This window comes from Pannonibacter sp. CBAS1226 (assembly GCF_055685825.1).
The window spans coordinates 807,458-832,121 of sequence record NZ_JBVOUO010000001.1 but is presented as its reverse complement, the minus strand read 5'-3'; the positions used below and the strand labels follow the sequence as shown (position 1 = coordinate 832,121).

Here is a 24,664-nt window from a genome sequence, read left to right as displayed (position 1 = left end):
GCTTCAAACGGGGACATGTGACCGATGAAGGTCGTCATTTGCGGGGCAGGGCAGGTCGGTTACGGCATCGCCGAACGTCTGGCTGCGGAACAGAACGATGTGTCGGTGATCGATTCGTCGTCGAAGCTGATTGCTGCCATCGGTGATCAGCTCGACGTGCGCGGTTTCGTCGGCAACGGCGCCCATCCGGATGTGCTGGCGCAGGCCGGTGCCGACGAAGCGGACATGATCATCGCCGTCACGCTCTATGACGAGGTGAACATGGTCGCCTGCCAGGTGGCCCATTCCCTCTTCAATGTGCCGACCAAGGTCGCGCGCGTGCGCGCCCAGAGCTATCTCCAGGGCCGCTGGCGCAATCTCTTCGCCCGCGAAAACCTGCCCATCGACGTGATCATCTCGCCCGAGATCGAGGTGGGGGACATGGTGCTGCGCCGCCTGTCGCTGCCCGGCGCGGTGGAGACCATGCGCTTTGCCGATGATCAGGTCGTGGTCATCGGCGTCAATTGCGAGGAAGACTGCCCGGTTGTCGACACGCCGCTGCGCCAGCTGACCGATCTGTTCCCCGATCTTGGCTCCGTGGTCGTCGGCATCAACCGGGGCGGCAAGCTGTTTGCACCCAAAAGCTCCGACAGCATGCTGGTGGGCGACCTTGCCTATGTGGTGGCCCGCCGCGATCAGGTGCGCCGCACCCTCGGCATCTTCGGTCACGAGGAACCGGAGGCCACCCGTGTCGTCATTGCCGGCGGCGGCAACATTGGCCTTTACGTGGCCCGCGCCCTTGAGCAGCGCCAGACATCCACCCGTGTGAAGATCATCGAATCGTCCCGCGAGCGGGCTGTCGGCATTGCCAATGAGCTGAAGCGCACCGTGATTCTTCACGGCAGCGCGCTGGATCAGGGGATCCTGGAAGAAGCGGATGTTGAAACCGCCGATACCATGATCACGCTGACCAATGATGACGAGGTGAACATCCTCTCCTGCGTCATGGCCAAGAAGCTTGGCTGCAAGCGCAACCTGTCGCTGCTCAACAACCCGAGCTATCCGGCCTTTGCCAATGCGCTGGGGATCGATGCCTTCATCAATCCGCGTGCCGTGACGATCTCCCGCATTCTCCAGCATGTGCGCCGGGGCCGCATCCGCGGCGTCCAGTCGCTGCACAATGGCGCGGCGGAGATCATCGAGGCCGAAGCGCTGGAAACCTCGCCGCTGGTGGGCCGCCCCTTGCGGGAAGTTGACCTGCAGGACGGTATCCGCATTGGTGCGGTGTTCCGCAATGGCAAGGTGCTGACCCCTAATGGCGATGTGCAGATCCAGGCGCGCGACCGGATCGTCATGTTTGCCATGGCCAATCGGGTGCGCCAGGTGGAGCAGATGTTCCGCGTCAGCCTTGAATTCTTCTGATCCGCCGGTCAGGATGTGCCGAAAGGGTACCCTCCCGTACCCGCCTCCCGCCTTGCCCGCCCAACGCTCCGGCCTTTGCCGTAAGGAGTTCTCATGAGCCGCATTGCCTATGTGAATGGACAGTACCTGCCGCACTCTTCGGCCGCCGTGCATGTGGAAGACCGTGGCTATCAGTTTGCCGATGGCGTCTATGAGGTCTGCGAGGTCTGGCAGGGCAATCTGGTCGATGGTCCGCGCCATCTGGCGCGTCTGGAGCGCTCCTGCAGCGAGCTGCGCATCCCCATGCCGATGGAACATAAGCCGCTGACGCTGGTTCTGAAGGAAGTCATCCGCCGCAACAAAGTGCGCAACGGCATCGTCTACATGCAGGTGACGCGCGGTGTGGCCCGGCGCGATCACTTCTTCCCGCTGACGCCCATCGCGCCGACGCTGGTGATCACGGCCAAGCCGGCGAACCCGGCAGCCTCCGACAAGCAGGCCGAAACCGGCATTGCCGTTGTCAGCCACCCGGAAAACCGCTGGCCGCGCGTGGACATCAAGACCGTTGGCCTGCTGCCGAACGTGCTGGCCAAGCAATACGCCCGCGAGCAGGGCGCCAAGGAAGTCTGGTATGTGGATCAGGACGGCTTTGTGACCGAAGGCGGTTCGACCAATGCCTGGATCGTGACCAAGGACGGCGTGCTGGTGACGCGCCCGGCCGAAAGCGGCATTCTGCGCGGCATCACCCGCAGCGTGGTTCTGGATCTGGTTGAGCGCGAGGGCCTGCGCTTTGAGGAGCGTCCGTTTACGCTGGAAGAGGCCAAGACCGCGCGTGAGGCTTTCGTGACGGCCGCCTCCACCATCTGCATGCCGGTGGTCAGTCTCGATGGGGCTTCGATCGGCAACGGCCATCCGGGAAGTGTTGCGACGGAGCTGCGCAAGCAGTTCCACACAGCAACCCATCTTGATGAAATATATTGATGATATGAAATAGTGCTGGGGTAACGGACGGGACTTGTTGTAAACTTGAATACCGGCGCCCGGTTCATCCGGGAGAGGCGCTTACGTTTGTGTTTTTTGCCTCGCTTGCCGGTCGCACAACAAGAACATGTCAGATGCCCCGGCCGCGGACGACAGAAACAGGATAAGAAGACTCATGGCTGAGCGTGCACAGAATCTGCAGGACACCTTCCTCAACTACCTTCGCAAGCAGAAAGTTCCGCTGACGATCTTCCTCATCAACGGCGTGAAGCTGCAGGGCGTGGTGACGTGGTTTGATAATTTCTGTGTTCTTTTGCGCCGGGATGGTCATTCCCAGCTTGTCTACAAGCATGCCATTTCGACCATCATGCCGAACGGCCCCGTGCAGCTGTTCGAAGGCGGTGAAGAAGGCGCCGAAAAAGCAGGCGCCTGATTGGCTCGCAAGAACAGACAGGCCGGAGAGGGCAGCTCCGGCAACGAATTTGAAGATCAGGACTGGCTGGACGGGGAAGACAGCCGGGGCAGGGACGGTGGCCATGGTGAGCCCGCCGCCCACGGCGGTGAACTTGTCTTCAAGGGACCGTCTTCCCGGGCGCTGGTGATCGAGCCGGTTCTGCCGGAACGGCTTCCCAAAGGCTTTGAAGGCACGCCGCCTCCGACGCGCACGCCCGAGGCGCGGCTGGAAGAGGCCGTCGGCCTGTGTGCCGCCATTGAGCTTGAGATCGTTTCCGCCTCCATCGCGCGCATCCACACGCCGCGCCCGGCAACCCTGCTGGGCCCCGGCAAGGTGGAGGAAATCGCGCGTGCGGCGGAAGAGGGCGATGTGGACGTGGTCGTGATCGACCATGCGCTGACGCCGATCCAGCAGCGGAATCTCGAAAAGGCGATGAAGACCAAGGTGATCGACCGGACCGGTCTGATCCTGGAGATCTTCGGCGCCCGCGCCCGCACCAAGGAAGGCCGCCTGCAGGTGGACCTTGCCCATCTGACCTGGCAGAAGAGCCGCCTTGTCCGCTCCTGGACCCACCTTGAGCGCCAGCGCGGCGGTGTCGGATTCATGGGCGGCCCCGGTGAAACCCAGATCGAAGCGGACAGGCGCCAGATCCAGGACAAGATCATGCGGCTGGAGCGGGAGCTGGAGCAGGTGCGCCGCACCCGTGACCTGCACCGCAAGAAGCGCAAGAAGATCCCGCAGCCGGTCATCGCGCTGGTCGGCTACACCAACGCCGGAAAGTCGACGCTGTTCAACCGGCTTACGCAGTCGGATGTGTTCGCCAAGGACCTTCTGTTTGCCACGCTCGATCCGACGCTCCGCCGCATCCGCCTGCCGCATGGACGCGAGGTGATCCTGTCCGACACGGTGGGTTTCATCTCCGAACTGCCGACCCATCTGGTCGCCGCTTTCCGCGCTACGCTGGAAGAGGTGCTGGAAGCCGATCTTATCCTGCATGTGCGCGACATCTCGCACGAGGACAGCGACGCCCAGTCGGTGGATGTGGGCCGCACGCTGGCCGACCTTGGCGTCAATCCGCAGACCGGTGCACCGGTGGTGGAAGTGTGGAACAAGATCGACAACCTCGATCCCGAGCGCCGCGCGAAGCTGCTGGAAGCCAACGGTCCGGACGGTGCCATCGCGCTCTCGGCGCTGACGGGTGACGGCATTCCTGCGCTGCTGTCCCGCATTGAGGCCTTCATGGCCGTGGGCGACGACCGTTTCGAGCTGGCGCTCCCGGTGACGGAGGGCGAACTGCTGGCGGGCCTCTACCAGATGGGGGAGGTGCTGGATCGGGCCGACGGCGAAGAGGTCATCGAGCTGACGGTGCGCATCTCCGACAAGCAGAAGGGCCCCTTCCGCAGCCGCTACGGCGCCTATATCTCCGGGGCGGATTGAGAAGGCTGCCGGAAATGGCCGGTGCCTTTATACCAAGGCTCTGAGATGCTGACGCATCACGCCTTGAAAAGGCTCAAGCGCCGCACGGGCTTGACCAAATCCCGATGAGTCAAGCTTATCGGGATTTGGCATTACCACACGAGCAGCGGTCATCCCGGGCCGAACGCAGTGAGGACCCGGGATCCACTCGCTTGCAGAGCGCTTGAGGAGCTCTCAAGCCAGTTTGCCTGACTGTTTCGGCAAGACATTCACCGCTCTGAGAACGAGTGCTTCCCGGCTCGCGCTGCGCTTGGCCGGGACGACGCTAGGGTGATTAGCCGCCTTACTTTCCCTTCGCGGCCTGCCAGATCTCTTCCATTTCGTCCAGAGTGAGCGCTTCCAGCGTGGTGCCGCGCCGGGCAGCTTCGGCTTCGATGGCGGCGAAGCGGCGGCGGAACTTGGCGTTGGTCCGCTTCAGGGCTGCCTCCGGCTCCACTTCGAGATGACGGGCGAGATTGGCAACGGCAAAGAGCACGTCGCCCAGCTCGTCCTTCACCGCATCGGGCACGGAACCGGTGACTGCTGGCGGTGTATGGTCCGTGAGTTCCGCTTCCAGTTCGTCCAGTTCCTCGCGGATCTTGGCAAAGACCGGGGCGAGCGTGTCCCAGTCGAAACCCACCTTCGCGGCGCGGCGCTGGATCTTCTCCGCTTCCATCAGGGCAGGGAAGGCGGAAGGCACCGCGTCGAGATAGCCGGGCTCTGTGTCCGGCAGGCCCATGGCTGCCCGGCGGGCCTTGCGCTCGGCCTTCTCCTCGGCCTTGATCCTGTCCCACATGCCCTTGGCCATGCCGGAGGAGCGGGCTTCCTCGCTGCCGAAGACATGCGGATGACGGCGGATCATCTTCTTCGTGATCGCCTCGACCACATCGGGAAAGCTGAAGACGCCGTCTTCCTCGGCCATGCGGGCGTGATAGACCACCTGCAGCAGCAGATCGCCCAGTTCCTCGCGCAGATCATCCAGATCATTGCGGCTGATGGCTTCGGCCACCTCATAGGCTTCTTCCACCGTGTAGGGCGCGATGGTTCCGAAGTCCTGCTCCAGGTCCCAGGGGCAACCGGTCACCGGCGTGCGCAGCGCCGCCATGATGTCGATGAGAACGGAGATATCGCGGCCAGGTTTCATGGGAGAATCCGGTAGGGAGGGAATGTCGGGACCCGGACCTTACCGGCTTGCAGGCCCCGCGTGAAGCTGCGGGGCCTGTTTTCGCTCACCCTCTCTGGGACGGGTGCCAGAAGGTGGCCCAGCGTTCCACCGCCGAAACAGCGGCGTAGAACAGGGAGCCGGCCAGCGCCGCCACGGCGATTTCCGCCCAGACCATGTCGAGGTTCATCCGGCCCACTTCCGTCGAGATGCGGAAGCCCATGCCGACGATGGGGGTGCCGAAGAACTCCGCCACGATGGCGCCGATGAGGGCGAGGGTGGAGTTGATCTTCAGCGCGTTGAAGATGAAGGGCAGCGCCATGGGCAGGCGCAGCTTCACCAGAGTCTGGCCGTGGCTGGCCGCGTAGGTGCGCATCAGGTCCTTCTGCATGGCATCGGCTGCGGCAAGGCCGGCCACCGTGTTCACCAGCATGGGGAAGAAGGTCATGATGATGACCACCGCTGCCTTCGACGGCCAGTCAAAGCCGAACCACATGACCATGATGGGTGCGACGCCGATGATCGGCAGGGCCGAGACCAGATTGCCGATGGGCAAAAGGCCGCGCTTCAGGAAGGGCACCCGGTCGGCGATGAGGGCCACGAGAAAACCCGAGCCGCAGCCCGCCACATAACCGAAGATCACCGCCTTCAAAAACGTCTGCTGGAAATCGGCCCAGAGGATGGGCAGGGATCCGGCAATGCGCAAGCCGATGGCGGAGGGAGCGGGCAGCAGCACCTGCGGCACCCCGGCGCCAACGGTGATCAGCTCCCACAGGGCCAGCAGTGTCAGGCCAAAGACGAGCGGAATGGCCAGATTGACGACTCGCGCCGCCGTCTTGCCAAGCCCCCGCCAGGCGGAGAGGCGGCTTGCCAGAAGCCAGGCGGACAGCCAGATGGCCACCACCAGCGCCCAGAAGCCGGGAGCGGCCTGCCCACGGTGATGATGCGCAACGCCGATCAGCAGCAGGGCGGATATGGCGGTGACGATGCCGATGGCCACGTCGCCGATGCGGTTCTGCTGGAAACCGAGCATGATGCGCACGCCCATGATGGCCATGAGGCTGACTGCGATGGCAACACGCGGCATTTCGACCACGCCGAGATCCGGCGTGAAGATGAGGCTGGTGAGGCCAATGACGGTGAGAAGCAGACTGGCACCGGCAATGAACGCCGTGCTGCTGAAGGAGGTGCTGTGCCGGGACTGGATCATCGGCTCATCCCCATGCGGCGGAGGGTGATTTTTTCGGCAAGGCCGATGAGGGAAACCAGAAGCCCGGCGAGAACGGCGGCCATGATCAGCGCCGACCAGATCTGCACCGTCTGGCCGTAATAGGACCCGGCCAGCAGCCGCGCCCCGAGACCCGCAACGGCCCCGGTCGGCAGCTCGCCAACAATGGCGCCAACGAGGCTTGCGGCAATCCCGACCTTCATCGAGGTAAAGAGATAGGGCACCGCATAGGGCAGGCGCAGCTTCCAGAAGGTTTCAAGCTTCGTCGCCGAATAGGTGTGCATCAGGTCCATGTGGATGATTTCCGGCGAGCGCAACCCCTTCACCATGCCTACGGTCACAGGAAAGAAGGACAGGTAGGTCGAGATCATGGCCTTGGGCAGAAGCCCCGAAATCCCCACGGCATTGAGGACGACGATGATCATGGGCGCGATCGCCAGGATCGGAATGGTCTGGGACGTGATCACCCAGGGCATGAGCGACTTGTCCAGAACGCGGCTGTGCACGATGCCGACGGCCAGGAGAATGCCGAGCAGCGTTCCCATGGCAAAGCCGGTCAGCGTCGAGGAGAGCGTGATGCCGGTGTGGTAGAACAGGCTGCGGTTGGAGGTGATGCGCCTGTTGACCGTCGTGTCCCAGATTTCCACCGCCACCTGCTGCGGCGAAGGCATGACGGGCCGTTCCTGCATCATGGTGTCGGCGACCAGCTGTGTGAAAGGCACATCCGTCTGGCCGGCGCGGGCATAGATGTCGCGCTGGAACGGGGCATTGAGGGCGATCGTTGCCACATACCAGAGGCCGAGGATCGCCAGCAGGAGCGTGAGGACGGGCAGGGTGGAGCCCGAGAGAAGCCGTGCGGTTTTGCCCTTGTCAGTCATCATAGGCATGCCCCGCCTTCAGCCCTTCGCGCACCCGGTGGGCGATCCTCAGGAATTCCGGGCTCTCGCGCATGTCCAGCGTCCGCTTGCGCGGCAGATCGCTTTCGATGATGTCATAGATACGGCCCGGGCGCGGGCACAGGACGACGATCTTGGTGGAGAGATAGACCGCTTCCGGAATGGAGTGGGTGACGAAGACGACCGTCTTGTTCGTCTTGGCCCAGAGCTGGTGCAGCTGGTCATTGAGGTGATCGCGCACGATTTCGTCCAGCGCGCCGAAGGGCTCGTCCATCAGCAGGAGATCGGGCTGAACGGCAAGGGCGCGCGCAATGGACGCGCGCTGCTGCATGCCGCCGGAGAGCTGCCAGGGGTATTTGCGGGCAAAGCCGCCGAGTTCCACCAGCTCCAGCACGTCGGCAATGCGCCTGCGCTGCTCCGCCCTGGCAAGGCCCATGATTTCCAGCGGCAGGGCGATGTTCTTCTCGATGGTGCGCCAGGGATAGAGCGCGGCGGCCTGAAACACATAGCCGTAGGAGCGGTCGAGGCGGGCATTTTCCGGGGTGGTGCCGTTGACGCTGATCTCGCCGGAGGTCTTCTGCTCCAGATCGGCGATGACGCGCAGCAGCGTGGTCTTGCCGCAGCCCGATGGGCCGATGAAGGAGACGAAGTCGCCCTTGGCAATGTCCAGATTGATGTTCGACAGGGCATGGACCGGCCCGTCATTCGTCTCGAAGGTCAGGCACAGATCCTTCGCCGAAATCACCGGCTGGGAGGCGGCTGGCCGCTCAACTGCTGCACTCGTCACGTTCATCGTTCCCCGCTGTTGCTGCTCACCCGCCGCCGGATTTTCCCCGTGTCATGCGGATGCCTCTCGCCCATTTTCACTGCTCTTCTGCCAGCTTACGGCAGGCACCGCATCAGTGGCCCCCAGCTCATTCCGTCCGGAAAGGTGACGAGATAGCCATCTGCCTGCTGCGAAAGGATGAGGGTGAATGGCACCGCTTCTTCCTCGCCCTCCTCGCGGCATTGCGCCTCGATTTCAATGCCGTCTGCGCCTGTCTTGCGCTCTGCCGAAAAGGCGCAATATGACACGGCGGTTGAAATGCCCTCATCATCCATCAGAAAGAAAAAACCGTCTCCCGCCGTGCTGCCGGTGCGTGCAAGGATACAGCCCTCCTCATCCCCGTAACGTCCGTCGAGCCGGCCCGTGCCGTCTGCGGCCAGGGCGCTGCCGCAAAGCAGAAGCATGACGAAGGCACAAGGGCCGGGGAGACGGACGGCCATGGTCTGTCTCACACTCCGCTCGCCGGAATGCCGGTGCGTTCCACCTTGCGGGGGGCGGTGAGTTCCTTCCAGGTGGAAAGCGCCTTGTTGACCGCCTGATAGGGCTCGCGCTTGACGAACTGGCCGTGGCCTTCCTGCGGGCGCACCGTGCCGTCTTCCACGGCCACACGGCCACGGGTGAGGGTGAAGCGGGGCAGGCCCTTCACCGTCTTGCCTTCGAAGACGTTGTAGTCGATGGCCGACTGCTGGCTGGCGGCGGAAATGGTCTTTTCCTTCGCCGGGTCCCAGACCACGATATCCGCATCCGCGCCCACGAGAATGGCGCCCTTCTTGGGATACATGTTCATGATCTTGGCGATGTTGGTGGAGGTAACGGCGACGAATTCGTTCATCGTCAGCCGGCCCGTTGCAACGCCGTAAGTCCAAAGCATGGGCATACGGTCTTCCAGGCCGCCGGTGCCGTTCGGGATCTTGGTGAAGTCGCCAAGGCCGAAGCGCTTCTGATCCGTGGTAAAGGCGCAATGGTCCGTCGCCACCACCTGCAGCGAGCCGGAGGCAAGGCCGGCCCAGAGGCTGTCCTGATGCTTCCTGTCACGGAACGGCGGGCTCATCACCCGGCGGGCGGCGTGGTCCCAGTCGGCATGGCGGTATTCGCTGTCGTCCAGCGTCAGATGCTGGATCAGCGGCTCGCCATAGGCACGGATGCCGTTCTGGCGCGCCCGGCGGATCGCCTCATGCGCCTGTTCGGACGAGGTGTGGACGATATAGACCGGCACACCGGCCATGTCGGCAATCATGATGGCGCGGTTGGTGGCCTCGCCTTCCACTTCCGGCGGACGGGAGTAAGCATGCGCCTCCGGCCCGTTGTTGCCTTCGGCCAACAGCTTCTGCTGCAGCGAGGCGACCACATCGCCGTTTTCCGCATGGACGAGCGGCAAGGCCCCCAGTTCGGCGCAGCGCTGGAACGAGGCGAACATCTCGTCGTCATTCACCATCAGCGCGCCCTTGTAGGCCATGAAATGCTTGAAGGTGTTGATGCCCTTCTCGCGAACGATGGTTTCCATCTCGTTGAAGACCGTCTCGCCCCACCAAGTGATCGCCATGTGGAAGGAATAGTCGCAATGGGCGCGGGTGGACTTGTTGTCCCACATGGACAGCGCCTCCAGCAGCGATTGGCCGGGCGAGGGCAGGGCGAAATCCACCACCATCGTGGTGCCCCCCGCCAGCGCCGCGCGGGTGCCGCTGTCGAAGTCATCGGCGGAATAGGTGCCCATGAAGGGCATCTCAAGGTGGGTATGCGGGTCGATGCCGCCCGGCATGACATAGCAGCCCGTGGCATCCAGCACGGTATCGCCGGAGAGGTTCTTGCCGATCTCGATGATCCTGCCGCCCTCGATCTTCACATCGGCCTCGTAGGTGAGGTCGGCGGTCACCACGGTTCCGCCCTTGATCACAGTGCTTGCCATGTCTGTTCCCTTTTTTCCGTTTCCGCGCTGTTGCCCCTTCGCGAAGCATTGCGCGGCTGTCTTCGTGTCAGTTTCCGCTGAGGCTTCTGCTCATGAACAGGCTGTAGGGATTGTCCTCATAGGGCCCGAAAGGCCCGCAGGGCGCATAACCGAAAGCCTTGTACATGCGCACCGCCTCCACATTGAGCTCACCCGTTTCCAGATAAAGCTGCCGCACGCCGCGCTCCCGCGCCAGATGTTCCAGCTTCTCCATCAGCGCCCGCCCGGCCCCCATGCCGCGTGCGGCCGGATCAACGAAAATGCGCTTCAGCTCGCCGCTGCCTTCGTCGAACCACTTCACCGCCCCGCAGCCGATCGCCTCACCATCCCCCTTGCGCACCACGATGAAATCCACATCGGCCCGCATCAGATCCTCAAGCGGCGAGCCGAAATTGCCCTCCGGCGGATAGAGACTGTCCGCATAGGCATCCGACTGCGTCAGAAGCTCCAGAACCTCGGGCTGGTCAGGTGTTTCGATGGCGATGCGCAGCGATGTCATGCGGTGCTTTCTGTGGTTCATGGTTCTGTTCGAGACTTGCCCCCCACTCCGCGCCGTCCCGGCCTTGTGCCGGGACCTGTTATGTGGAGTGAGGCCTGCATCAGCGGGCTCTTCTGTCTTCTTTGACCACCGGATCAACGTCCTATGCGGTACCTTCCTTACAGGTCCCGGCACAAGGCCGGGACGGCGTGTGGGGAGGGGCATGAGCGAAATTTCCCGATTCCGTACAAGTGTCCCCCGACCCACGCCGTGTGTGTTCCTCTGTCTTCCAACCTCACTCCGCACCGTCCCGGCCTTGTGCCGGGACCTGTTATGCTGCGTGAAGTCCGTGTTGTTTCTGCATGCCACGTCTTCAGTAGGGGATCTGGTCCGATACATCCCACCAGCCGGGATTGTGTTCGGTGATCAGATTTTCCTTCCAGATCCGTGGCCATCGTTTCAGCCTTTTCTCCCGGTGCAGCGCTTCGATGACGGTTTCATGCTGTTCAAAATAGACGAGGGTCTTGATGTTGTACCGCCGCGTATGCGCCACCACAGTTCCCGCCCGGTGCTGTTCCAGTCTCTGTCTCAAATCCCGCGTTGACCCGACGTAGATCGCGCCATGAGGCTGGTTTGCGAGAATGTAGACAAAATGGCTCAGCTCCAGTCTCCCTTACAGGTCCCAGCACAAGGCCGGGACGGTGCGTGGGGTTGGCATTTGCGCGCAGTTTGCATCGCCATCTGACCTGTAGACTTCAAATTCAAGAACCATCCGTCCTCCGAGCCTTTGTCTCTCCAAACCTTAAATCCCGCTCCGCGCCGTCCCGGCCTTGTGCCGGGACCCGTTATTTGAAGTGAGGCCTGCGTTACCGTGTTGTACTCCGTTCAGCAGCCGCTTCGAATGCCGTGCGTCCCTTACAGGTCCCGGCACAAGGCCGGGACGGCGCGAGAGGAGAGGCAGCGTTGGGATCACAAGGGTGAAGTAAAATGCTCACCCCACCACTTCCGCCGTCTCCAGCACCGAGTGCAGCAGAACATCACAGCCCGCGCCCGCCCATTCCTTGGAAATCTCCTCAGCCTCGTTATGCGAGAGCCCGCCCACGCAGGGGCACATGATCATGGTGGCGGGGGCGACCTTGGCGGCCCAGCAGGCGTCGTGGCCGGCGCCCGAGATGATGTTCATGTGGCTGTAGCCGAGCCGTTCGGCGGCGGAGCGCACGCTGGAGACGAGTTTCGGGTCGAAGGTCACCGGATCGAAATGGCCGACAGCCTCCACCGAACAGCCGACGCCGAGCGCCTCGCAGATGGTGGCGGCTTCCGCCTCGATGCGGGCGCGCATCGAGGTGAGTTTGGCAAGGTCGGGTGTACGGATGTCGACGGTGAAGACCACCTGACCGGGCAGCACGTTGCGGGAGTTGGGCGAGAAGAAGACCTGACCGACCCCGCCAACGGCGCCGGGCTGATGGTCCATGGCAACGCTCTGGACCATTTCCAGAATGCGCGACATGGCAAGCCCAGCGTTGACGCGCAGGTTCATCGGCGTGGAGCCGGTGTGCGCCTCGCGGCCTGTCAGGGTGAATTCCAGCCACCACAGGCCCTGGCAATGAGTGACGACGCCGATCTGCTTGCCTTCAGCCTCCAGAATCGGCCCCTGCTCGATGTGCAGCTCGTAATAGGCGTGCATCTTGCGGGCGCCCACTTCTTCGTCGCCCAGCCAGCCGATGCGCTTCAGCTCATCACCATAGGTCTTGCCCTCCGGGTCCTTGCGGCCATAGGCATAGTCAAGGCTGTGCACCCCGGCGAAAACGCCGGAGGCGAGCATCGCAGGAGCAAAGCGGGCGCCTTCCTCGTTGGCCCAGTTGGTGACAACGATGGGATGCTTCGTCTTGATGCTGAGATCATTCAGCGTGCGCACCAGCTCCAGCCCGGCCAGAACGCCGAGCACCCCGTCATATTTGCCGCCGGTCGGCTGGGTGTCGAGATGCGAACCCACATAGACGGGCAGGGCGTCCGGATCGGCGCCCGCCCGGGTCATGAACATGGTGCCCATCTTGTCGACGCCCATGGTCAGGCCTGCGTCCTCGCACCAGGACTGGAACAGCCTGCGTCCTGCGGCATCGGCATCCGTCAGGGTCTGGCGGTTGTTGCCGCCTGCAATGCCGGGACCGACCTTGGCCATGTCCATCAGGCTGTCCCACAGCCGGTCCGGGTTGATCTTCAGGTTCTGTCCGAGTGCTGTCATCGTGCTCTGCCTTGAAAATTGCGCCGCTGGCGGGATCTGGTCCTCTGGCCAGCCTCAGTCGAGGCTGGGGAAGGTGAAGACCGCGCCGTCCTTGATGCCGGCCGGCCAGCGGGTGGTCACCGTCTTGAGGCGGGTGTTGAAGCGCACGCCTTCCGGGCCGTAGATGGAATGATCGCCGAAGAGCGAGCGCTTCCAGCCGCCGAAGGAGAAATAGGCGACCGGCACCGGGATTGGCACGTTGATGCCGACCATGCCCACCTCGATCCGGTCGGCAAAGGCGCGGGCGGCGTCGCCGTCGCGGGTGAAAATGGCGGTGCCGTTGCCATACTCGTGGGTGCTGATGAGGTGGAGCGCCTCGTCATAGCCCTTGGCCCGCACCACGGAGAGCACCGGGCCGAAGATCTCTTCCTTGTAGATGGTCATGTCCGGGGTGACCCGGTCGAACAGGGTGCCGCCGACGAAATAGCCGTTCTCATAGCCCTGCAGCGAGAAGCCACGGCCATCGACCAGCAGCTCTGCGCCTTCCTTGACGCCCTGATCGATGTAGCCCAGCACCTTGCGCTTGTGTGCCTCGGTGATGACCGGGCCCATTTCGGCGTCCTTGTCCGTGGCCGGGCCGATCTTGAGGGCCTGCACACGCGGCACCAGCCTTTCGATCAAGGCATCGGCGGTCTTCTCGCCAATCGGCACGGCGACGGAAATGGCCATGCAGCGCTCACCGGCAGAGCCGTAGCCTGCGCCCATCAGCGCGTCGGCGGCCTGATCCATGTCCGCGTCGGGCATGATGATCATGTGGTTCTTCGCCCCGCCAAGCGCCTGCACACGTTTTCCATGGGCGGTGCCGGTGGCATAGACATATTCGGCAATCGGGGTGGAGCCGACGAAGGACACGGCCTTCACATCCGGGTGGGTGAGCAGCACATCCACGGCCTCCTTGCCGCCATGAACCACGTTGAGCACGCCTTCCGGGAAACCGGCCTCGCGGAACAGCTCATACACCACCATGACGGCGGAAGGGTCCCGCTCGGACGGCTTCAGGATGAAGGTGTTTCCGCAGGCAACCGAGATCGGATACATCCACAACGGCACCATGGCCGGGAAATTGAACGGCGTGATGCCGGCGACGACGCCCAGCGGCTGGCGGTCGCAATAGCTGTCGATGGCTGGTCCCACGTTGCGGGCGAAATCACCCTTCAGCAGATGCGGAATGCCGCAGGCAAATTCAACGACCTCGATGCCGCGCGCGACTTCCCCCAGCGCATCGTCATGGGTCTTGCCATGTTCGGCGGAAATCGCCCGCGCGATGTTGTCCGCGTTGGCTGTCAGAAGTTCCTTGAAGCGGAACATGAACCGCGCGCGCTTCAGCGGCGGCGTGTCGCGCCAAGCCGGGAAGGCCGCCTTGGCCGCAGCGATGGCACCGGCCACATCGGCGGCATTGGACAGGCCGAGTTCGGCCACCTGCTCGCCGGTTGCCGGGTTGAACACGGGCGAAACCTTGCCGGAGGTGACGGGCGTTTCCTTGCCGGCGATGATGTTGTGAATGGTCTTCATGGGTCGCGTTTCCGGGTTCTGCCTTGGAGCGCGCAAGCGGGGGCCTGGCGGCGGTCTGGCATCATCTTGTTGTGTGTGCGGGGCTTTGGTGCCGCGTCAGGGCAGGCGGTCCCGCCCTGACGCAACGCTTCATCAGATGTTGTTTTCCAGCACCTTGCGCAGCTTGCCGAACAGCTCGTCGATCTGCTCCTTCGAGATGATCAGCGGCGGCGACAGGGCGATGATATCGCCCGTGGTGCGGATGAGGATGCCGTCTTCATAGGCCTTCAGGAAGGCCGAGAAGGCGCGCTTCGTCGGCTCGCCGGGGATCGATTCCAGCTCGATGGCGCCGATGAGGCCGAGGTTGCGGATGTCGATCACATGCGGGCAGTCCTTCAGCGAATGCACCGCCGCTTCCCAGTAGGAGGCAAGATCGGCCGCACGGGTCAGCAGGCCCTCTTCCTCGTAGGTGTCGAGGGTGGCAAGCGCTGCGGCGCAGGCGACCGGATGGGCCGAGTAAGTATAGCCGTGGAACAGCTCGATCATGTGCTCCGGGCCGGTCATGAAGGTCTCGTAGATCTGCTTGGTGCAGAACACGGCGCCCATCGGAATGACGCCCGAGGTGATGCCCTTGGCCGTGGTGATCATGTCCGGCATCACGTCGAAATAATCGGTGGCGAACGGCGTGCCGATGCGGCCGAAACCGGTGATCACTTCGTCGAAGATCAGCAGGATGCCATGCTGGGTGCAAAGCTCGCGCAGGCGCTTGAGGTATCCCTTCGGCGGGATCAGAACGCCCGTGGACCCGGCCACCGGCTCGACGATGACGGCGGCGATGGTTGAGGGATCATGCAGCTGGATGACCTTGATCAGGTCATCGGCAAATTCCGCGCCATGCTCCGGCTCGCCGCGCGAGAAGGCATTGCGGACGGGATCATGGGTGTGGCGGATGTGATCGACGCCGGTCAGCATGGTGCCGAAATGCTTGCGGTTGTTGACGATGCCGCCAACGGAAATGCCGCCGAAGCCAACACCGTGATAGCCGCGCTCGCGCCCGATCAGCCGGGTGCGGGTGCCCTGGCCGATAGCGCGCTGATAGGCGAGCGCGATCTTCAGCGCCGTATCGACGCTTTCCGAACCCGAGTTGGTGAAGAACACGTGGTCCATCGGCGAGGGGAGCATGGCGGCAAGGCGGGCCGCCAGTTCAAAGGCCTTGGGATGGCCCATCTGGAAGGCCGGGGCATAATCCAGCTCGGCGATCTGCTTCTGCACCGCTTCCACGATGCGCGGGCGCGAGTGGCCCGCGTTGCAGCACCACAGGCCGGCCGTGCCGTCCAGCACCTTGTTGCCCTCGGCCGTGGTGTAATGCATGTCCTTGGCCGCGACGAACATGCGCGGCGCCTTCTTGAACTGGCGGTTCGAGGTGAACGGCATCCAGAAGGCTTCCAGATTGTTGGGAATGGCAGCGGACGCGGCCTTGTCAGACATAGTTCCTCCTTGCCGGTTCCGGCCCGATGCGGCACGGAAACACGGTCGTGGCTGCAGCAAACTTGCACACGGGTTCGGCTTCAGGCGAACACGGGTAGCCTGAGCCTAGCAGTGCCGGGCACGGTTGTCCGTCATCGTCTTGCGATTTTGCACCTGCGCTGTTCCCTTCATGGCCTGCCGCAGTCTTGTTGCCGCGTGCGGGCCAGTCGATCTCTGGACATGCCCCGTTCGGGGTCTTGTGTTTTGCGGTCAGGCCGCTTCGAGAGAGCCCGAAAGAAACCTGACCAATTGGTCAAGGAGCGTATGAATCCTTGACCAGACGGTCAAGATGATAATTTCATCGGCAGGATGAAAATCTGACCACAGATGTGCTGCGCCGCAATAGGCTGGCCAGCAGCGGGGACAGGAAGCGGGGGGCAATGGAGCACAAGCCATCCAGCCGGAGCACAGCGCGGGCGGAAACCGAACGGGCGATCCTTGAGGCCGCCGAAGCGGTGTTCGCCGAACACGGCTACCGGGGCGCCACCACGGGCATGATCGCCGCCCGGGCCGGCATCCCCAAGGCGAACCTGCACTACTACTTTGCCACCAAGGAAGCGCTGTACCGCCAGGTGGTGGAAAACATCTTCACGATCTGGCTGGAAGCGGCCAATTCCTTCGATGACTGCGAGGATCCGGAAGAGGCGCTGACCCGCTACATCACCACCAAAATGGACATTTCCCGGCAGCATCCCATGGGGTCCAAGGTCTGGGCCAACGAGATCCTGCACCGGGCGCCCGTCATCCAGGACTATCTCGAAACAACGCTGCGCGACTGGACCGCGAGCCGCATTGCCATCATCGACCGCTGGGTGGCGGAGGGGCGGATGGACCCGGTCGACCCGCGCACGCTGCTCTACATGATCTGGGCGACGACCCAGCACTACGCTGACTTCATTCATCAGATCGAGACGCTGAACGGCGGAGCGCCCCTGTCGGAGGCACAGTTCGCCTTGGCCCGGGAGAACGTGGTGCGAATCGTGCTATCGGGCGTCGGCATAAGGCCCAAGGCTTGCACCGGGGCTCAGGGTGGAGACAGTGCGGCATGACGGATCAGACTTCTTCCGGCCATCCTCCGGCCCGTGCCCGCACGCCGCGCCCGCGCACCCGCACGGCCCGCAGCACAGGCGCTGCGGCGCAGAACGAGGATGGCAATCTCAGCCGCATTCAGGAACTGAACCGCAGCCGCCTGCTGGATGCGGCGCTGGCCGAGTTCTCCCGCCTTGGCTTTTCCGGTGCGACGCTGGAAGCAATTGCCGGCGGGGCGGGCATGTCCAAGTCGAACCTGCTCTATTACTTCCGCTCCAAGACAGAGATTTATGAGGCGGTTCTGGCCTATATTCTGGAAGTCTGGCTTGCCCCCTTGCGCCGTCTTGATCCGGAGGGCGATCCGGCCTCGGAACTGACCGCCTATATCCGCCAGAAGCTGCAGATGTCCGCGGATCTGCCGGAAGCCTCGCGCCTCTTTGCCAACGAGGTGCTGCAGGGCGCCCCGCGCATCCGCAAGGTGCTGGAGGAGGATCTGAAGGAACTGGTGCGCGAGAAGGCCGGTGTCATCCGGCTCTGGATGGACAAGGGGCTGATCCGGCCCGCCGATCCGGTGCATCTCATCTTCATGATCTGGGCCATGACACAGCACTATGCCGATTTCGAAACCCAGATCCGCATGGTGACGGGCAAGTCGCTGGAAGACCCGGAGTTCCGCGAAGGGGCGGCGGAGACGGTCTGCGGGCTGGTGCTGTCTTCTCTGGGGCTGAAACCGGCCTGAAAGGGATAGGGCTGAAACGCGAAAGGCTGCGGCGCCAGTGGCAGCGCCGCAGCCCTTGCGGGAGGTCAGATGTCTTGAGAGACCGCAGGGAGCGTCAGGGCGGGGATCTCCTGACGGGATGGGCGGTCAAGGCTCAGCCCTTCTTCTTGTGAAGCGCCGTGCCAGAGGCACTGGAGGCCGTGCCGCTGCTTGCGGACTTCTGCTGTGTCTTGCCCGTCTGGGCGGCTGCGGCCGGTTTGGTGGCCGAAGTCTTCGTCAGCAGCTGCGTCTGGTGCTGTGCAGGTGCTCCGGTGTCCGCCCGCTTCATCGTGGTGGCTGCGAATGCGCCGCCTGCCATGGTGGCAAGGAAGGAAGCGGCAAGGACCGGGGCAATCATCTTCTGCAGTTTCATTTCACCAACTCCTGGGTTATCAGGCCATAAGGACCTGCAGGAAGCATCCGCCTTGCCCGGAGCGGCGCGTGGAGCGCTGTGGGGGAGGGCTTGGCTGGCCGCTCCGGAAGGCAAGATCAGCATCCGCCTTTCCGGGCATTCTGCCAAGCCATTGTTTTGTTAAATCTTTTTAAGATGGATGCGCGCAATTCCGCCGTAATGCAGGCGGACGGGAGCAAAGGAGGCGGGACTATGGCGGAAGAGAACGGCATGCCGCCGCGCGGCCGTATTCCCGTGACCGGGCGGCTTTTCATCGAGGAAGCGGACCTGCGCGAGGAGTTCATCCGCGCCTCCGGTCCGGGCGGGCAGAACGTCAACAAGGTTTCGACCGCCGTGCAGCTGCGCTTTGATCTTGCCGGCAACACAAGCCTGCCGGAGGATGTGAAGGCACGGGCGGCAGAGCTTGCCGGCAGCCGGCTGACGCGCAGCGGCGAGATCATCATTCAGGCCGACCGGTTCCGCACCCAGCAGATGAACCGGGACGACGCACTGGCCCGGCTGATTGAGTTGCTGGCGCGCGCTGCCCACCGCGACAAGCCCCGCAAGGCGACCCGGCCGACGCTCGCCTCCAAACGCCGCCGCGTCGAAGGCAAGAAGCACCGCGGCACGATCAAGAAGATGCGCGGCAGTGGGCCGGTGGAGTAGGGGATGGGCTATAGACTGGTGTTCTATAACTCATGAAGGGCGCGGTTTGTGAGCTATAGAAGGCCTTTGGTTTTGAGGCCCGGGGCAAAGGTTGCCAGTGGAATGACCAGCGTCAGGGGGCTGTCCTGCAAGGGCTCGGCGCCAAAGCTCCGGTACCAGGACGCTGCCCGGTCCGATTTGGCATCGATGATCAGCAACAGGCCACCACCGTCATTTGCAAGGCGCAGGCATCTGAGGGCGGCAGCCGCCAGCAACTGGCCGCCAAGACCCTTGCCCGCCATGGAAACATCGACGGCCAGCCGGGCCAGACGGAAGCCGGGCACTTCATGCCGGGCAATCCGCCGTGTCATGTGAGAGGGAACCTCGGCATAGTCGACACTGGCCGGAGCGAGTGTGTAGAAACCGAGAACGCGGTTGGGCTGCGCATCGGAAATTGCACAGAAGGTCTTGGAGGCGTTCATCTCATGGCTTTGGCGTGCATAGCGCCGCAGGAAGACATTGAGGTCTGCATCCCCGCAATCAAAGGCGTCGCGGTCATGAGCCTTCGCCACAGGCTCCTCATGCCAGCCGGGCAGGTTCACAATGATTCAGGCAGAGCGTGGATGGCCGCAGCCAGACGGTCATTTGCCTTGGGCGGATTTTCAAGAAGCGTCATGATCCTCGTGAAATCCCGGCTGGAGGCCTTGAGGGATTCAGCCTCTTCAATCACGGCTTCGGCTTCACGCAAAGCCGTTTGCGTGACGAAGCTGGTAAGGTCCGTGTGCTTCAGGGCTGCCGCACGGACAAGCTTTGCCTTCACCTCCGCCGGGATGCGCAGGTTCATGCGTTCATTGTCTTCAACAGCGGCCCTGGGCATCGCACTTATCTCCGTATGTCTTCAAAGAGTACAGAAAAGGAGCCCTGCCGTCAAACTTACGCTTCTTGCGCCTTCGGCAGGCGGAAGTTCCAGGCGATCAGCAGGTTCATGATCAGCGCGCCCAGGAGCGACCAGACGAGCTTGTCAGGCGCGATGACGAAAAGCGCGCCGGTGAAGATGAGCAGATCCAGCGCCATCTGCACCCAGCCGGCCGGGATGCCGCGGGTTTCCTGCAGATAGAGGCCGAGAATGCCGATGCCGCCGGCGCTGGCCTTGTGGCGGAACAGGGCGATGAGACCGATGGAGCAGCAGCAGCCGGCAAGAACGCCCGCCAGCGGCACGGGCAGCTGATGGAAGGTGATCAGGTCCCCCAGCAGCGGCGACAGCAGCGAGATACCTGCAACCGATATCAGCGTGCGCAGGGTGAAACCTGCCCCGCGCCGCCGCCAGGCCAGCACATAGAAGGGCAGGTTGACGCAGAAGAACGCCAGACCGAAGGGCAGGGGCGTTGCCATGGAGACAAGAACCGAGAGGCCCGCCAGCTGCCCCGTCACCAGCCCGGCGGCCTTGAGGAACACGACACCGAGGCTGGTCATGATGATGCCGAAGGCAAGCCCCTGCACGTCATCGAAAATGTCTTTGGCTCTGGACATGGCCGGAGGGCTCCGAAGGATCAGGACAGCTGGCTGGCCGGGGAAAGGGCATGGGGCAACGTGCCGGGGGCATCCTGCTTCAGCTCCCCGTCCAGCGCACGGGCAAGGATATCCGCCGTGACCGGCCCCAATGTAAAGCCCTGATGGCCATGGCCGAAATTCACCCACAGGCCTGTTTCGCGCAGCACCGGACCCACCATGGGCAGCATGCCCGGAAGGCAGGGGCGGGTACCGGACCATTGCGGCTCCTCGATGCGCGGCCCCAGTTCGATCAGCCCGCCAACACTGGCCTCTGCCCGGCGCAGCTGGCGCGGATCGGCCTTGGCACCATGCGTCACCAGCGCGGCCCCTGATGAGAGGCGCAGGCCCTTGCGCATGCCCGCCACAACAATGCCGTTGGCGGCATCCAGGAAGGGGCGGCGGGGCATCTGCGGTGCCTGATAATGGGCGTGATAGCCGCGCTTCAGTACCATCGGCACGGGGATGCCGAAGCGCTTCAGCAGCTGCCCCGTCCAGGGGCCGAGGCAAAGCACCACGGTTTGCGCACCGGCCGGCCCCTCCGCACCCGCGACCTGCCAGCCGGAGGAGGTCCGCCGCAGCGTTGCGGCATCAGCGGCGGCGATTGTCCCGCCACGGCTTTCAAAGAGCGCGGCATAGGCCTTGGTGAGGCCGCCGGGATCGGAGCAGCTCCAACTGCCTGTGTAGTGAATGACGCCTGCGGGAGCCTGCCGCAAGGAAGGCTCTTCACGCATCCATGCAGCCCCGGCCACAGCCCGGAACGGCACGCCATAGGCCTCCTGCAAACGCCGGGCCTCACCGGCCTCCGTTTCAAACGCCTTCGGGTCCCGGTGGAGAATGGCCAGTCCCTCGCGGGCAATGAGGTTGCCGCTGCCGGAGGCTTCGATCAGCGGCGCATGAGCGGCACAGGCCTGCGCCGTCAGCTGGCTGTAAACGGCAGAGACTGCCCGGTGCCGCGCCGGGGACGATGCCCGGAAATAGCGCCACAGGGCAGGGGCCATCGACGCAATGCCGGCAGGAGACCAGACAAGGTCATTGCTCTGCCCGAGCACATAGCGCAGCAGAGTCGGCAGATCACGCGGCATGGCATAGGGCTCAGCGGCCTCGGCCTGAATAACACCGGCATTGCCGTAGCTGGTTTCCTCACCCGGTAGCCTCCTGTCCGCCAGCACCACCTTATGCCCGCGTCCCTGCAGCGCCAGCGCGGTTGAAACGCCCACCATGCCGGCGCCCAGCACGAGAATGTCCTGCATTCATAAGGTTCCTTGAAGGAGGCCGGCAAATCGATGCCGGGGCAGAGAACTGTCCACCGCGCCGTCCCGGCCTTGTGCCGGGACGGCGCGGAGTTTGAATGATCTTACGCCTGCGCGATGACGGTGATTTCCAGCTTCGCATCGATCATCAGGCCGGACTGGACCGTGGTGCGCACGGGCAGGGGATCGGCGAAGAACTCCGCATAGACAGCGTTGAAGGCGGCGAAGTCCTTGGGGTCCGTCAGATAGCAGGTGCAGGAGACCACATGGGCCATGGTCAGGCCCTCACCTTCCAGCGTTGCCTTGATGCGCGACAGGCAGTTGCGGGTCTGTGCCTCAATGCCTTCGGGAACGGTGCCGTCTGCGGCAAAGCCGATTTCACCGGCGAGATAAACGGTGGAGCCGGCGCGGCGGACCTTGGAGAAGGGAAGTTTTGCAGGTGCGGTCATGGGGTCAGTCCTCTTTCTGGGTTGAAGAGCATTTGCGGCCTTCGCCAAGCGCGGACAGGCCATTGATCAGGAGGTCGAGCAGGAACTCGTAACTGGCGCCGTAAGGCACCTGCGTGCCGTTCTGCCAGCGCAGCACGAAGATGCGGTTGGCAATTTCCGGCAGGGCGGCATGGGTCAGCGGATAGAGGGCCGGGTCGATGGTGGCCACCTGCTGCTGGAAATGGCTCTCCCAGCCGCCGCTGCCGCCTTGCGGGCCGGGGGCAAGCTCCATGGTGACGAAGCCGCCGAGCCCGCCAATCAGGGCATTGAAGGCGCGGGTCAACTCATCCCCGCGAAAGCCGCCATCACGCAGGGCCGCGAGCACGGTTTCCACCCAGCCAAGATTGGCCACGCCGTTCGACTGCATCTCCGCACCCAGCAGTGGCGCGAGGTTGGGATGCTCATGCACCAGCGCCCGGTAGCCGAGAAACACCTGCCGAAGCCGTAGGCGCCAGTCCGCCGAGCGGTCAAAACCGGCGGGCAGCGCGCTGGTGATCGCGCCGGAAATGGCAGCGAACAGGTCTTCCTTGGTGCCGCCCACATGCCAGTAAATGACATTGGGCGAGACCTGCAGCGCCCTTGCCAGCTCGCGCAGGGAAAAACCGGCAAGGCCCTTCTCGTCGATCTGGGCAATCGCGGCCGCCACGATCTGCTCCCGTGTCAGGCCAATGGAAGCCGCCCGCCCGCGCGGCGGTTTGGTTTGTCCTGTGTCCGTGTCAGCTGCCATCTTTCCCTCAAAGGCTCAGGAAGCCATCGGCTTCGGACAGGCACGGCGCTGCCTTGAGCGCGGCAAGATCCGGCCCGTGTGGCGCAAGATCCGCGATGCCGGCAATGACAGCTTCCAGCTCTGCCGCCACAGTCAGAACGCCAAGGTCGTCGTGGCGCTTGCCGACGATCTGTAATCCGAACGGCATGCCATTGGCATCGAAACCGCAGGGAATGGTGATGGAGGGATGGCCTGCAATGGTCGAGGCATAGGCCATGGCGAGCCAGTGATAGTAGCTGAGCGTCGGCTTGCCGTCGATCTCAGTGGGGTAAAGCTCGTGCCAATCCCGCGGGCTGATGCAGACGGCTGGCGAGATCAGCACGTCCCAGTCCTCGAAGAAAGCCTGCCAGCGCTGGTAATAGGCGCCCTGCTGCGTCAGCGCACCCGCCACATCCTCACCGCTGAAGGATCGGCCTTCGCGGACATTTTCGGTGACATTGGGGCCGACCAGATCCGGGAACTCGTCCACCCGCTTGCCGTGGGTGCTGACGAAGACCACGCCGCGCAGGACGGAGAAGATCCGGTCCGCATGGGCGCAGTCCGGTGTTGCCTCATCGGCCGTGCCGAAGAAGGGCAGGAGGGTTTTCACGGCCTTGCGGAAATGATCACGCACCAGCCCCTCGACCGGCGCGAAGCCGTAATCTTCGGTGACGGCCACCTTCAGGCTGGACAGATCGCGCCGGGGCAGGGCGGCGAAGCTCTGCGCATCCCAGGGCGTGCGGCCGTTGATCACCGTGGTGTAGGGGTCCTTGCGGTCAGCGCGGGCCAAAACCGAGAGCATCAGCCCCGCATCGGCGACGGAACGCGCCATGGGGCCGGAGGTGGACATGGGGATGAGGCCGATGGAACGCGTATCGCCCGGCACCACGCCGGGGCTGGGACGGAAGCCGACGGTGCCGCAAAAGGCCGCGGGATTGCGCAAGGACCCCCCCGTGTCCGAGCCCGTCGCCAGCGGTGCATATCCGCAGGCGAGCGCCACGGCGGAGCCGCCGGACGAGCCGGCGCAGCTGCGGGTCACGTCATGCGGATTGGCGGTGACGCCATAGACCCGGTTGCGGGTGTTGCCGCCCGCGCTCCATTCCGGATTGTTGGTCTTGCCCAGCGGAATGGCACCTGCCGCCCGCATGGCTGCAACGATGGCATCGTCCTTCGCGGCGATGTTCCTGGCAAAGAGTTCCGAGCCGAAGGTGGTCGGCAGGCCCTTCACGTCGATCATGTCCTTGACGCCAAAGGGCAGGCCATGCAGCGGGCCAAGCGCATCGCCGCGCGCCAGCGCCTCATCGGCCACCTTCGCATCCTTCAGCACAGCGTCGAAATCCCGCGCGACCAGTGCATTGACCGCGTGGTCCACCGCTTCCACCCGGCGGATGCAGGCCTGCGCCAGTTCCGCCGCTGACAACTGCCGCCGCACCATCATCTGCCGCGCTTCAACAGCGCCAAGATCAGCCGGGTCTGTGGCAGTAGAAAGGGGACGGGCGGCTGCAGACATCGGCAAGGCTCCAGCGGAAGTGGCATCTGCCTCTATCGCTAGCGCACAATTGCACGATGTTCAATTGATTTGAGGAGGAGGTCAGACACGCACTCTGCGAGGAAAGGCAATGGTGAGACGCTGCGTGCTGACCTGATTTCAGCACCGCGTCACAATTTACCGCAGCGTCGCCCCGGCCTTTGAGCCGGGGCCCA

The 24,664-nt window shown here is 63.7% G+C and carries 26 protein-coding genes; 7 read left to right on the top strand and 19 right to left on the bottom strand.

The features are described 5' to 3' along the window. Window positions 1–24 precede the first annotated feature (24 nt). The 4 genes from trkA to hflX all read left to right on the top strand — a co-directional run bounded on the left by trkA (window position 25) and on the right by hflX (window position 4,252). Window positions 25–1,401, top strand: coding sequence for a Trk system potassium transporter TrkA (gene trkA / locus AC0CMF_RS03780; RefSeq protein ID WP_050471531.1), 1,377 nt, complete (start codon window positions 25–27; stop codon window positions 1,399–1,401). Window positions 1,402–1,494: 93 nt separating this feature from the next. Further along, complete coding sequence (locus AC0CMF_RS03775; protein ID WP_374628233.1) at window positions 1,495–2,361, top strand: D-amino-acid transaminase; 867 nt, start codon at window positions 1,495–1,497, stop codon at window positions 2,359–2,361. Window positions 2,362–2,536: 175 nt separating this feature from the next. After that, entirely contained in the window at window positions 2,537–2,794 is a 258-nt protein-coding gene (hfq, locus tag AC0CMF_RS03770) for an RNA chaperone Hfq (RefSeq protein ID WP_019966324.1), read from the top strand. Then, the gene (hflX, locus tag AC0CMF_RS03765; protein WP_374628232.1) at window positions 2,795–4,252 is read left to right on the top strand and encodes a GTPase HflX; all 1,458 of its coding nucleotides are present in this window, start codon (window positions 2,795–2,797) and stop codon (window positions 4,250–4,252) included. It begins immediately after the preceding gene. Window positions 4,253–4,574: 322 nt separating this feature from the next. On the opposite strand, the gene mazG is transcribed toward hflX, so the two are convergent. The 11 genes from mazG to aptA form a co-directional block, all read right to left on the bottom strand. After that, window positions 4,575–5,414 (bottom strand): nucleoside triphosphate pyrophosphohydrolase, encoded by an 840-nt coding sequence (gene mazG, locus AC0CMF_RS03760; protein WP_374628231.1) that lies wholly within the window; start codon window positions 5,412–5,414, stop codon window positions 4,575–4,577. 85 nt (window positions 5,415–5,499) lie between these two features. Further along, a complete protein-coding gene (locus AC0CMF_RS03755) occupies window positions 5,500–6,642 on the bottom strand; it encodes an ABC transporter permease (protein ID WP_374628230.1) in 1,143 nt (380 codons plus the stop codon). Further along, window positions 6,639–7,541, bottom strand: a complete 903-nt coding sequence (locus AC0CMF_RS03750; RefSeq protein WP_374628459.1) for an ABC transporter permease — start codon at window positions 7,539–7,541, stop codon at window positions 6,639–6,641. Before AC0CMF_RS03750 ends, AC0CMF_RS03755 begins: the two co-directional genes overlap by 4 nt. Continuing rightward, window positions 7,531–8,343, bottom strand: coding sequence for an ABC transporter ATP-binding protein (locus AC0CMF_RS03745; protein WP_374628229.1), 813 nt, complete (start codon window positions 8,341–8,343; stop codon window positions 7,531–7,533). Before AC0CMF_RS03745 ends, AC0CMF_RS03750 begins: the two co-directional genes overlap by 11 nt. A gap of 95 nt (window positions 8,344–8,438) precedes the next feature. After that, window positions 8,439–8,822, bottom strand: a complete 384-nt coding sequence (locus AC0CMF_RS03740; RefSeq protein WP_374628228.1) for a hypothetical protein — start codon at window positions 8,820–8,822, stop codon at window positions 8,439–8,441. Window positions 8,823–8,830: 8 nt separating this feature from the next. Further along, window positions 8,831–10,288 (bottom strand): dihydropyrimidinase, encoded by a 1,458-nt coding sequence (gene hydA, locus AC0CMF_RS03735; protein WP_374628227.1) that lies wholly within the window; start codon window positions 10,286–10,288, stop codon window positions 8,831–8,833. A gap of 67 nt (window positions 10,289–10,355) precedes the next feature. Then, window positions 10,356–10,826, bottom strand: coding sequence for a GNAT family N-acetyltransferase (locus tag AC0CMF_RS03730; protein WP_374628226.1), 471 nt, complete (start codon window positions 10,824–10,826; stop codon window positions 10,356–10,358). Between the two features lie 352 nt (window positions 10,827–11,178). Next, window positions 11,179–11,448 carry a GIY-YIG nuclease family protein gene (locus AC0CMF_RS03725; RefSeq protein WP_374628458.1) on the bottom strand — a complete coding sequence of 90 codons (270 nt, stop codon included), beginning with the start codon at window positions 11,446–11,448 and terminating at the stop codon, window positions 11,179–11,181. A 348-nt stretch (window positions 11,449–11,796) separates the two neighbouring features. Beyond that, window positions 11,797–13,047 (bottom strand): Zn-dependent hydrolase, encoded by a 1,251-nt coding sequence (locus tag AC0CMF_RS03720; protein WP_374628225.1) that lies wholly within the window; start codon window positions 13,045–13,047, stop codon window positions 11,797–11,799. Between the two features lie 54 nt (window positions 13,048–13,101). After that, window positions 13,102–14,598 (bottom strand): CoA-acylating methylmalonate-semialdehyde dehydrogenase, encoded by a 1,497-nt coding sequence (locus tag AC0CMF_RS03715; protein WP_374628224.1) that lies wholly within the window; start codon window positions 14,596–14,598, stop codon window positions 13,102–13,104. Window positions 14,599–14,730: 132 nt separating this feature from the next. Beyond that, a complete protein-coding gene (aptA, locus tag AC0CMF_RS03710) occupies window positions 14,731–16,065 on the bottom strand; it encodes an omega-aminotransferase AptA (protein WP_058899767.1) in 1,335 nt (444 codons plus the stop codon). A gap of 419 nt (window positions 16,066–16,484) precedes the next feature. Between aptA and AC0CMF_RS03705 the strand changes: the two genes are divergently transcribed. Together AC0CMF_RS03705 and AC0CMF_RS03700 are read left to right on the top strand one after the other, a co-directional pair. After that, window positions 16,485–17,153: a TetR/AcrR family transcriptional regulator gene (locus AC0CMF_RS03705; RefSeq protein WP_122520077.1), complete on the top strand. Its 669-nt coding sequence runs from the start codon at window positions 16,485–16,487 to the stop codon at window positions 17,151–17,153. Next, on the top strand, window positions 17,150–17,872 hold the full coding sequence (locus AC0CMF_RS03700) for a TetR family transcriptional regulator C-terminal domain-containing protein (RefSeq protein ID WP_122520078.1): 723 nt from the start codon (window positions 17,150–17,152) through the stop codon (window positions 17,870–17,872). The genes AC0CMF_RS03705 and AC0CMF_RS03700 overlap by 4 nt, the downstream gene beginning before the upstream one ends. Window positions 17,873–18,005: 133 nt before the next feature. On the opposite strand, the gene AC0CMF_RS03695 is transcribed toward AC0CMF_RS03700, so the two are convergent. Next, window positions 18,006–18,263: a hypothetical protein gene (locus AC0CMF_RS03695; RefSeq protein WP_050471517.1), complete on the bottom strand. Its 258-nt coding sequence runs from the start codon at window positions 18,261–18,263 to the stop codon at window positions 18,006–18,008. Window positions 18,264–18,494: 231 nt separating this feature from the next. Between AC0CMF_RS03695 and arfB the strand changes: the two genes are divergently transcribed. Next, window positions 18,495–18,947, top strand: a complete 453-nt coding sequence (gene arfB / locus AC0CMF_RS03690) for an alternative ribosome rescue aminoacyl-tRNA hydrolase ArfB (protein ID WP_122520079.1) — start codon at window positions 18,495–18,497, stop codon at window positions 18,945–18,947. A 53-nt stretch (window positions 18,948–19,000) separates the two neighbouring features. Here arfB and AC0CMF_RS03685 read toward each other — a convergent pair whose 3' ends face one another. From AC0CMF_RS03685 to AC0CMF_RS03655, 7 genes are all read right to left on the bottom strand, one after another. Beyond that, complete coding sequence (locus AC0CMF_RS03685; protein ID WP_094461732.1) at window positions 19,001–19,528, bottom strand: GNAT family N-acetyltransferase; 528 nt, start codon at window positions 19,526–19,528, stop codon at window positions 19,001–19,003. Continuing rightward, window positions 19,525–19,803: a type II toxin-antitoxin system TacA family antitoxin gene (locus tag AC0CMF_RS03680; RefSeq protein WP_094461733.1), complete on the bottom strand. Its 279-nt coding sequence runs from the start codon at window positions 19,801–19,803 to the stop codon at window positions 19,525–19,527. Before AC0CMF_RS03680 ends, AC0CMF_RS03685 begins: the two co-directional genes overlap by 4 nt. A 56-nt stretch (window positions 19,804–19,859) precedes the next feature. After that, entirely contained in the window at window positions 19,860–20,456 is a 597-nt protein-coding gene (locus AC0CMF_RS03675; RefSeq protein ID WP_122520080.1) for a YitT family protein, read from the bottom strand. A 20-nt stretch (window positions 20,457–20,476) separates the two neighbouring features. Continuing rightward, window positions 20,477–21,727, bottom strand: a complete 1,251-nt coding sequence (locus tag AC0CMF_RS03670) for an NAD(P)/FAD-dependent oxidoreductase (protein WP_122520081.1) — start codon at window positions 21,725–21,727, stop codon at window positions 20,477–20,479. 104 nt (window positions 21,728–21,831) lie between these two features. Beyond that, complete coding sequence (locus tag AC0CMF_RS03665) at window positions 21,832–22,176, bottom strand: RidA family protein (RefSeq protein ID WP_050471512.1); 345 nt, start codon at window positions 22,174–22,176, stop codon at window positions 21,832–21,834. Window positions 22,177–22,180: 4 nt separating this feature from the next. Further along, complete coding sequence (locus AC0CMF_RS03660) at window positions 22,181–22,942, bottom strand: TetR/AcrR family transcriptional regulator (RefSeq protein ID WP_122520082.1); 762 nt, start codon at window positions 22,940–22,942, stop codon at window positions 22,181–22,183. 7 nt (window positions 22,943–22,949) lie between these two features. Continuing rightward, window positions 22,950–24,398 carry an amidase gene (locus AC0CMF_RS03655; RefSeq protein WP_374628457.1) on the bottom strand — a complete coding sequence of 483 codons (1,449 nt, stop codon included), beginning with the start codon at window positions 24,396–24,398 and terminating at the stop codon, window positions 22,950–22,952. Between the last annotated feature and the right edge of the window lie 266 nt (window positions 24,399–24,664).

Excerpts from the sequence above, each read along its gene's own strand:
- AC0CMF_RS03660 (WP_122520082.1), bottom strand. The coding sequence starts at position 22,942 with ATGGCAGCTGACACGGACACAGGACAAACCAAACCGCCGCGCGGGCGG.
- AC0CMF_RS03680 (WP_094461733.1), bottom strand. The coding sequence starts at position 19,803 with ATGCCCAGGGCCGCTGTTGAAGACAATGAACGCATGAACCTGCGCATC.
- AC0CMF_RS03750 (WP_374628459.1), bottom strand. The coding sequence starts at position 7,541 with ATGATGACTGACAAGGGCAAAACCGCACGGCTTCTCTCGGGCTCCACC.
- aptA (WP_058899767.1), bottom strand. The coding sequence starts at position 16,065 with ATGTCTGACAAGGCCGCGTCCGCTGCCATTCCCAACAATCTGGAAGCC.
- hfq (WP_019966324.1), top strand. The coding sequence starts at position 2,537 with ATGGCTGAGCGTGCACAGAATCTGCAGGACACCTTCCTCAACTACCTT.
- AC0CMF_RS03705 (WP_122520077.1), top strand. The coding sequence starts at position 16,485 with ATGGAGCACAAGCCATCCAGCCGGAGCACAGCGCGGGCGGAAACCGAA.
- AC0CMF_RS03665 (WP_050471512.1), bottom strand. The coding sequence starts at position 22,176 with ATGACCGCACCTGCAAAACTTCCCTTCTCCAAGGTCCGCCGCGCCGGC.
- arfB (WP_122520079.1), top strand. The coding sequence starts at position 18,495 with ATGGCGGAAGAGAACGGCATGCCGCCGCGCGGCCGTATTCCCGTGACC.
- AC0CMF_RS03700 (WP_122520078.1), top strand. The coding sequence starts at position 17,150 with ATGACGGATCAGACTTCTTCCGGCCATCCTCCGGCCCGTGCCCGCACG.
- AC0CMF_RS03675 (WP_122520080.1), bottom strand. The coding sequence starts at position 20,456 with ATGTCCAGAGCCAAAGACATTTTCGATGACGTGCAGGGGCTTGCCTTC.
- AC0CMF_RS03755 (WP_374628230.1), bottom strand. The coding sequence starts at position 6,642 with ATGATCCAGTCCCGGCACAGCACCTCCTTCAGCAGCACGGCGTTCATT.
- hydA (WP_374628227.1), bottom strand. The coding sequence starts at position 10,288 with ATGGCAAGCACTGTGATCAAGGGCGGAACCGTGGTGACCGCCGACCTC.
- AC0CMF_RS03740 (WP_374628228.1), bottom strand. The coding sequence starts at position 8,822 with ATGGCCGTCCGTCTCCCCGGCCCTTGTGCCTTCGTCATGCTTCTGCTT.
- AC0CMF_RS03730 (WP_374628226.1), bottom strand. The coding sequence starts at position 10,826 with ATGACATCGCTGCGCATCGCCATCGAAACACCTGACCAGCCCGAGGTT.
- mazG (WP_374628231.1), bottom strand. The coding sequence starts at position 5,414 with ATGAAACCTGGCCGCGATATCTCCGTTCTCATCGACATCATGGCGGCG.
- AC0CMF_RS03695 (WP_050471517.1), bottom strand. The coding sequence starts at position 18,263 with ATGAAACTGCAGAAGATGATTGCCCCGGTCCTTGCCGCTTCCTTCCTT.
- AC0CMF_RS03720 (WP_374628225.1), bottom strand. The coding sequence starts at position 13,047 with ATGACAGCACTCGGACAGAACCTGAAGATCAACCCGGACCGGCTGTGG.
- AC0CMF_RS03670 (WP_122520081.1), bottom strand. The coding sequence starts at position 21,727 with ATGCAGGACATTCTCGTGCTGGGCGCCGGCATGGTGGGCGTTTCAACC.
- AC0CMF_RS03775 (WP_374628233.1), top strand. The coding sequence starts at position 1,495 with ATGAGCCGCATTGCCTATGTGAATGGACAGTACCTGCCGCACTCTTCG.
- AC0CMF_RS03715 (WP_374628224.1), bottom strand. The coding sequence starts at position 14,598 with ATGAAGACCATTCACAACATCATCGCCGGCAAGGAAACGCCCGTCACC.
- AC0CMF_RS03655 (WP_374628457.1), bottom strand. The coding sequence starts at position 24,398 with ATGATGGTGCGGCGGCAGTTGTCAGCGGCGGAACTGGCGCAGGCCTGC.
- trkA (WP_050471531.1), top strand. The coding sequence starts at position 25 with ATGAAGGTCGTCATTTGCGGGGCAGGGCAGGTCGGTTACGGCATCGCC.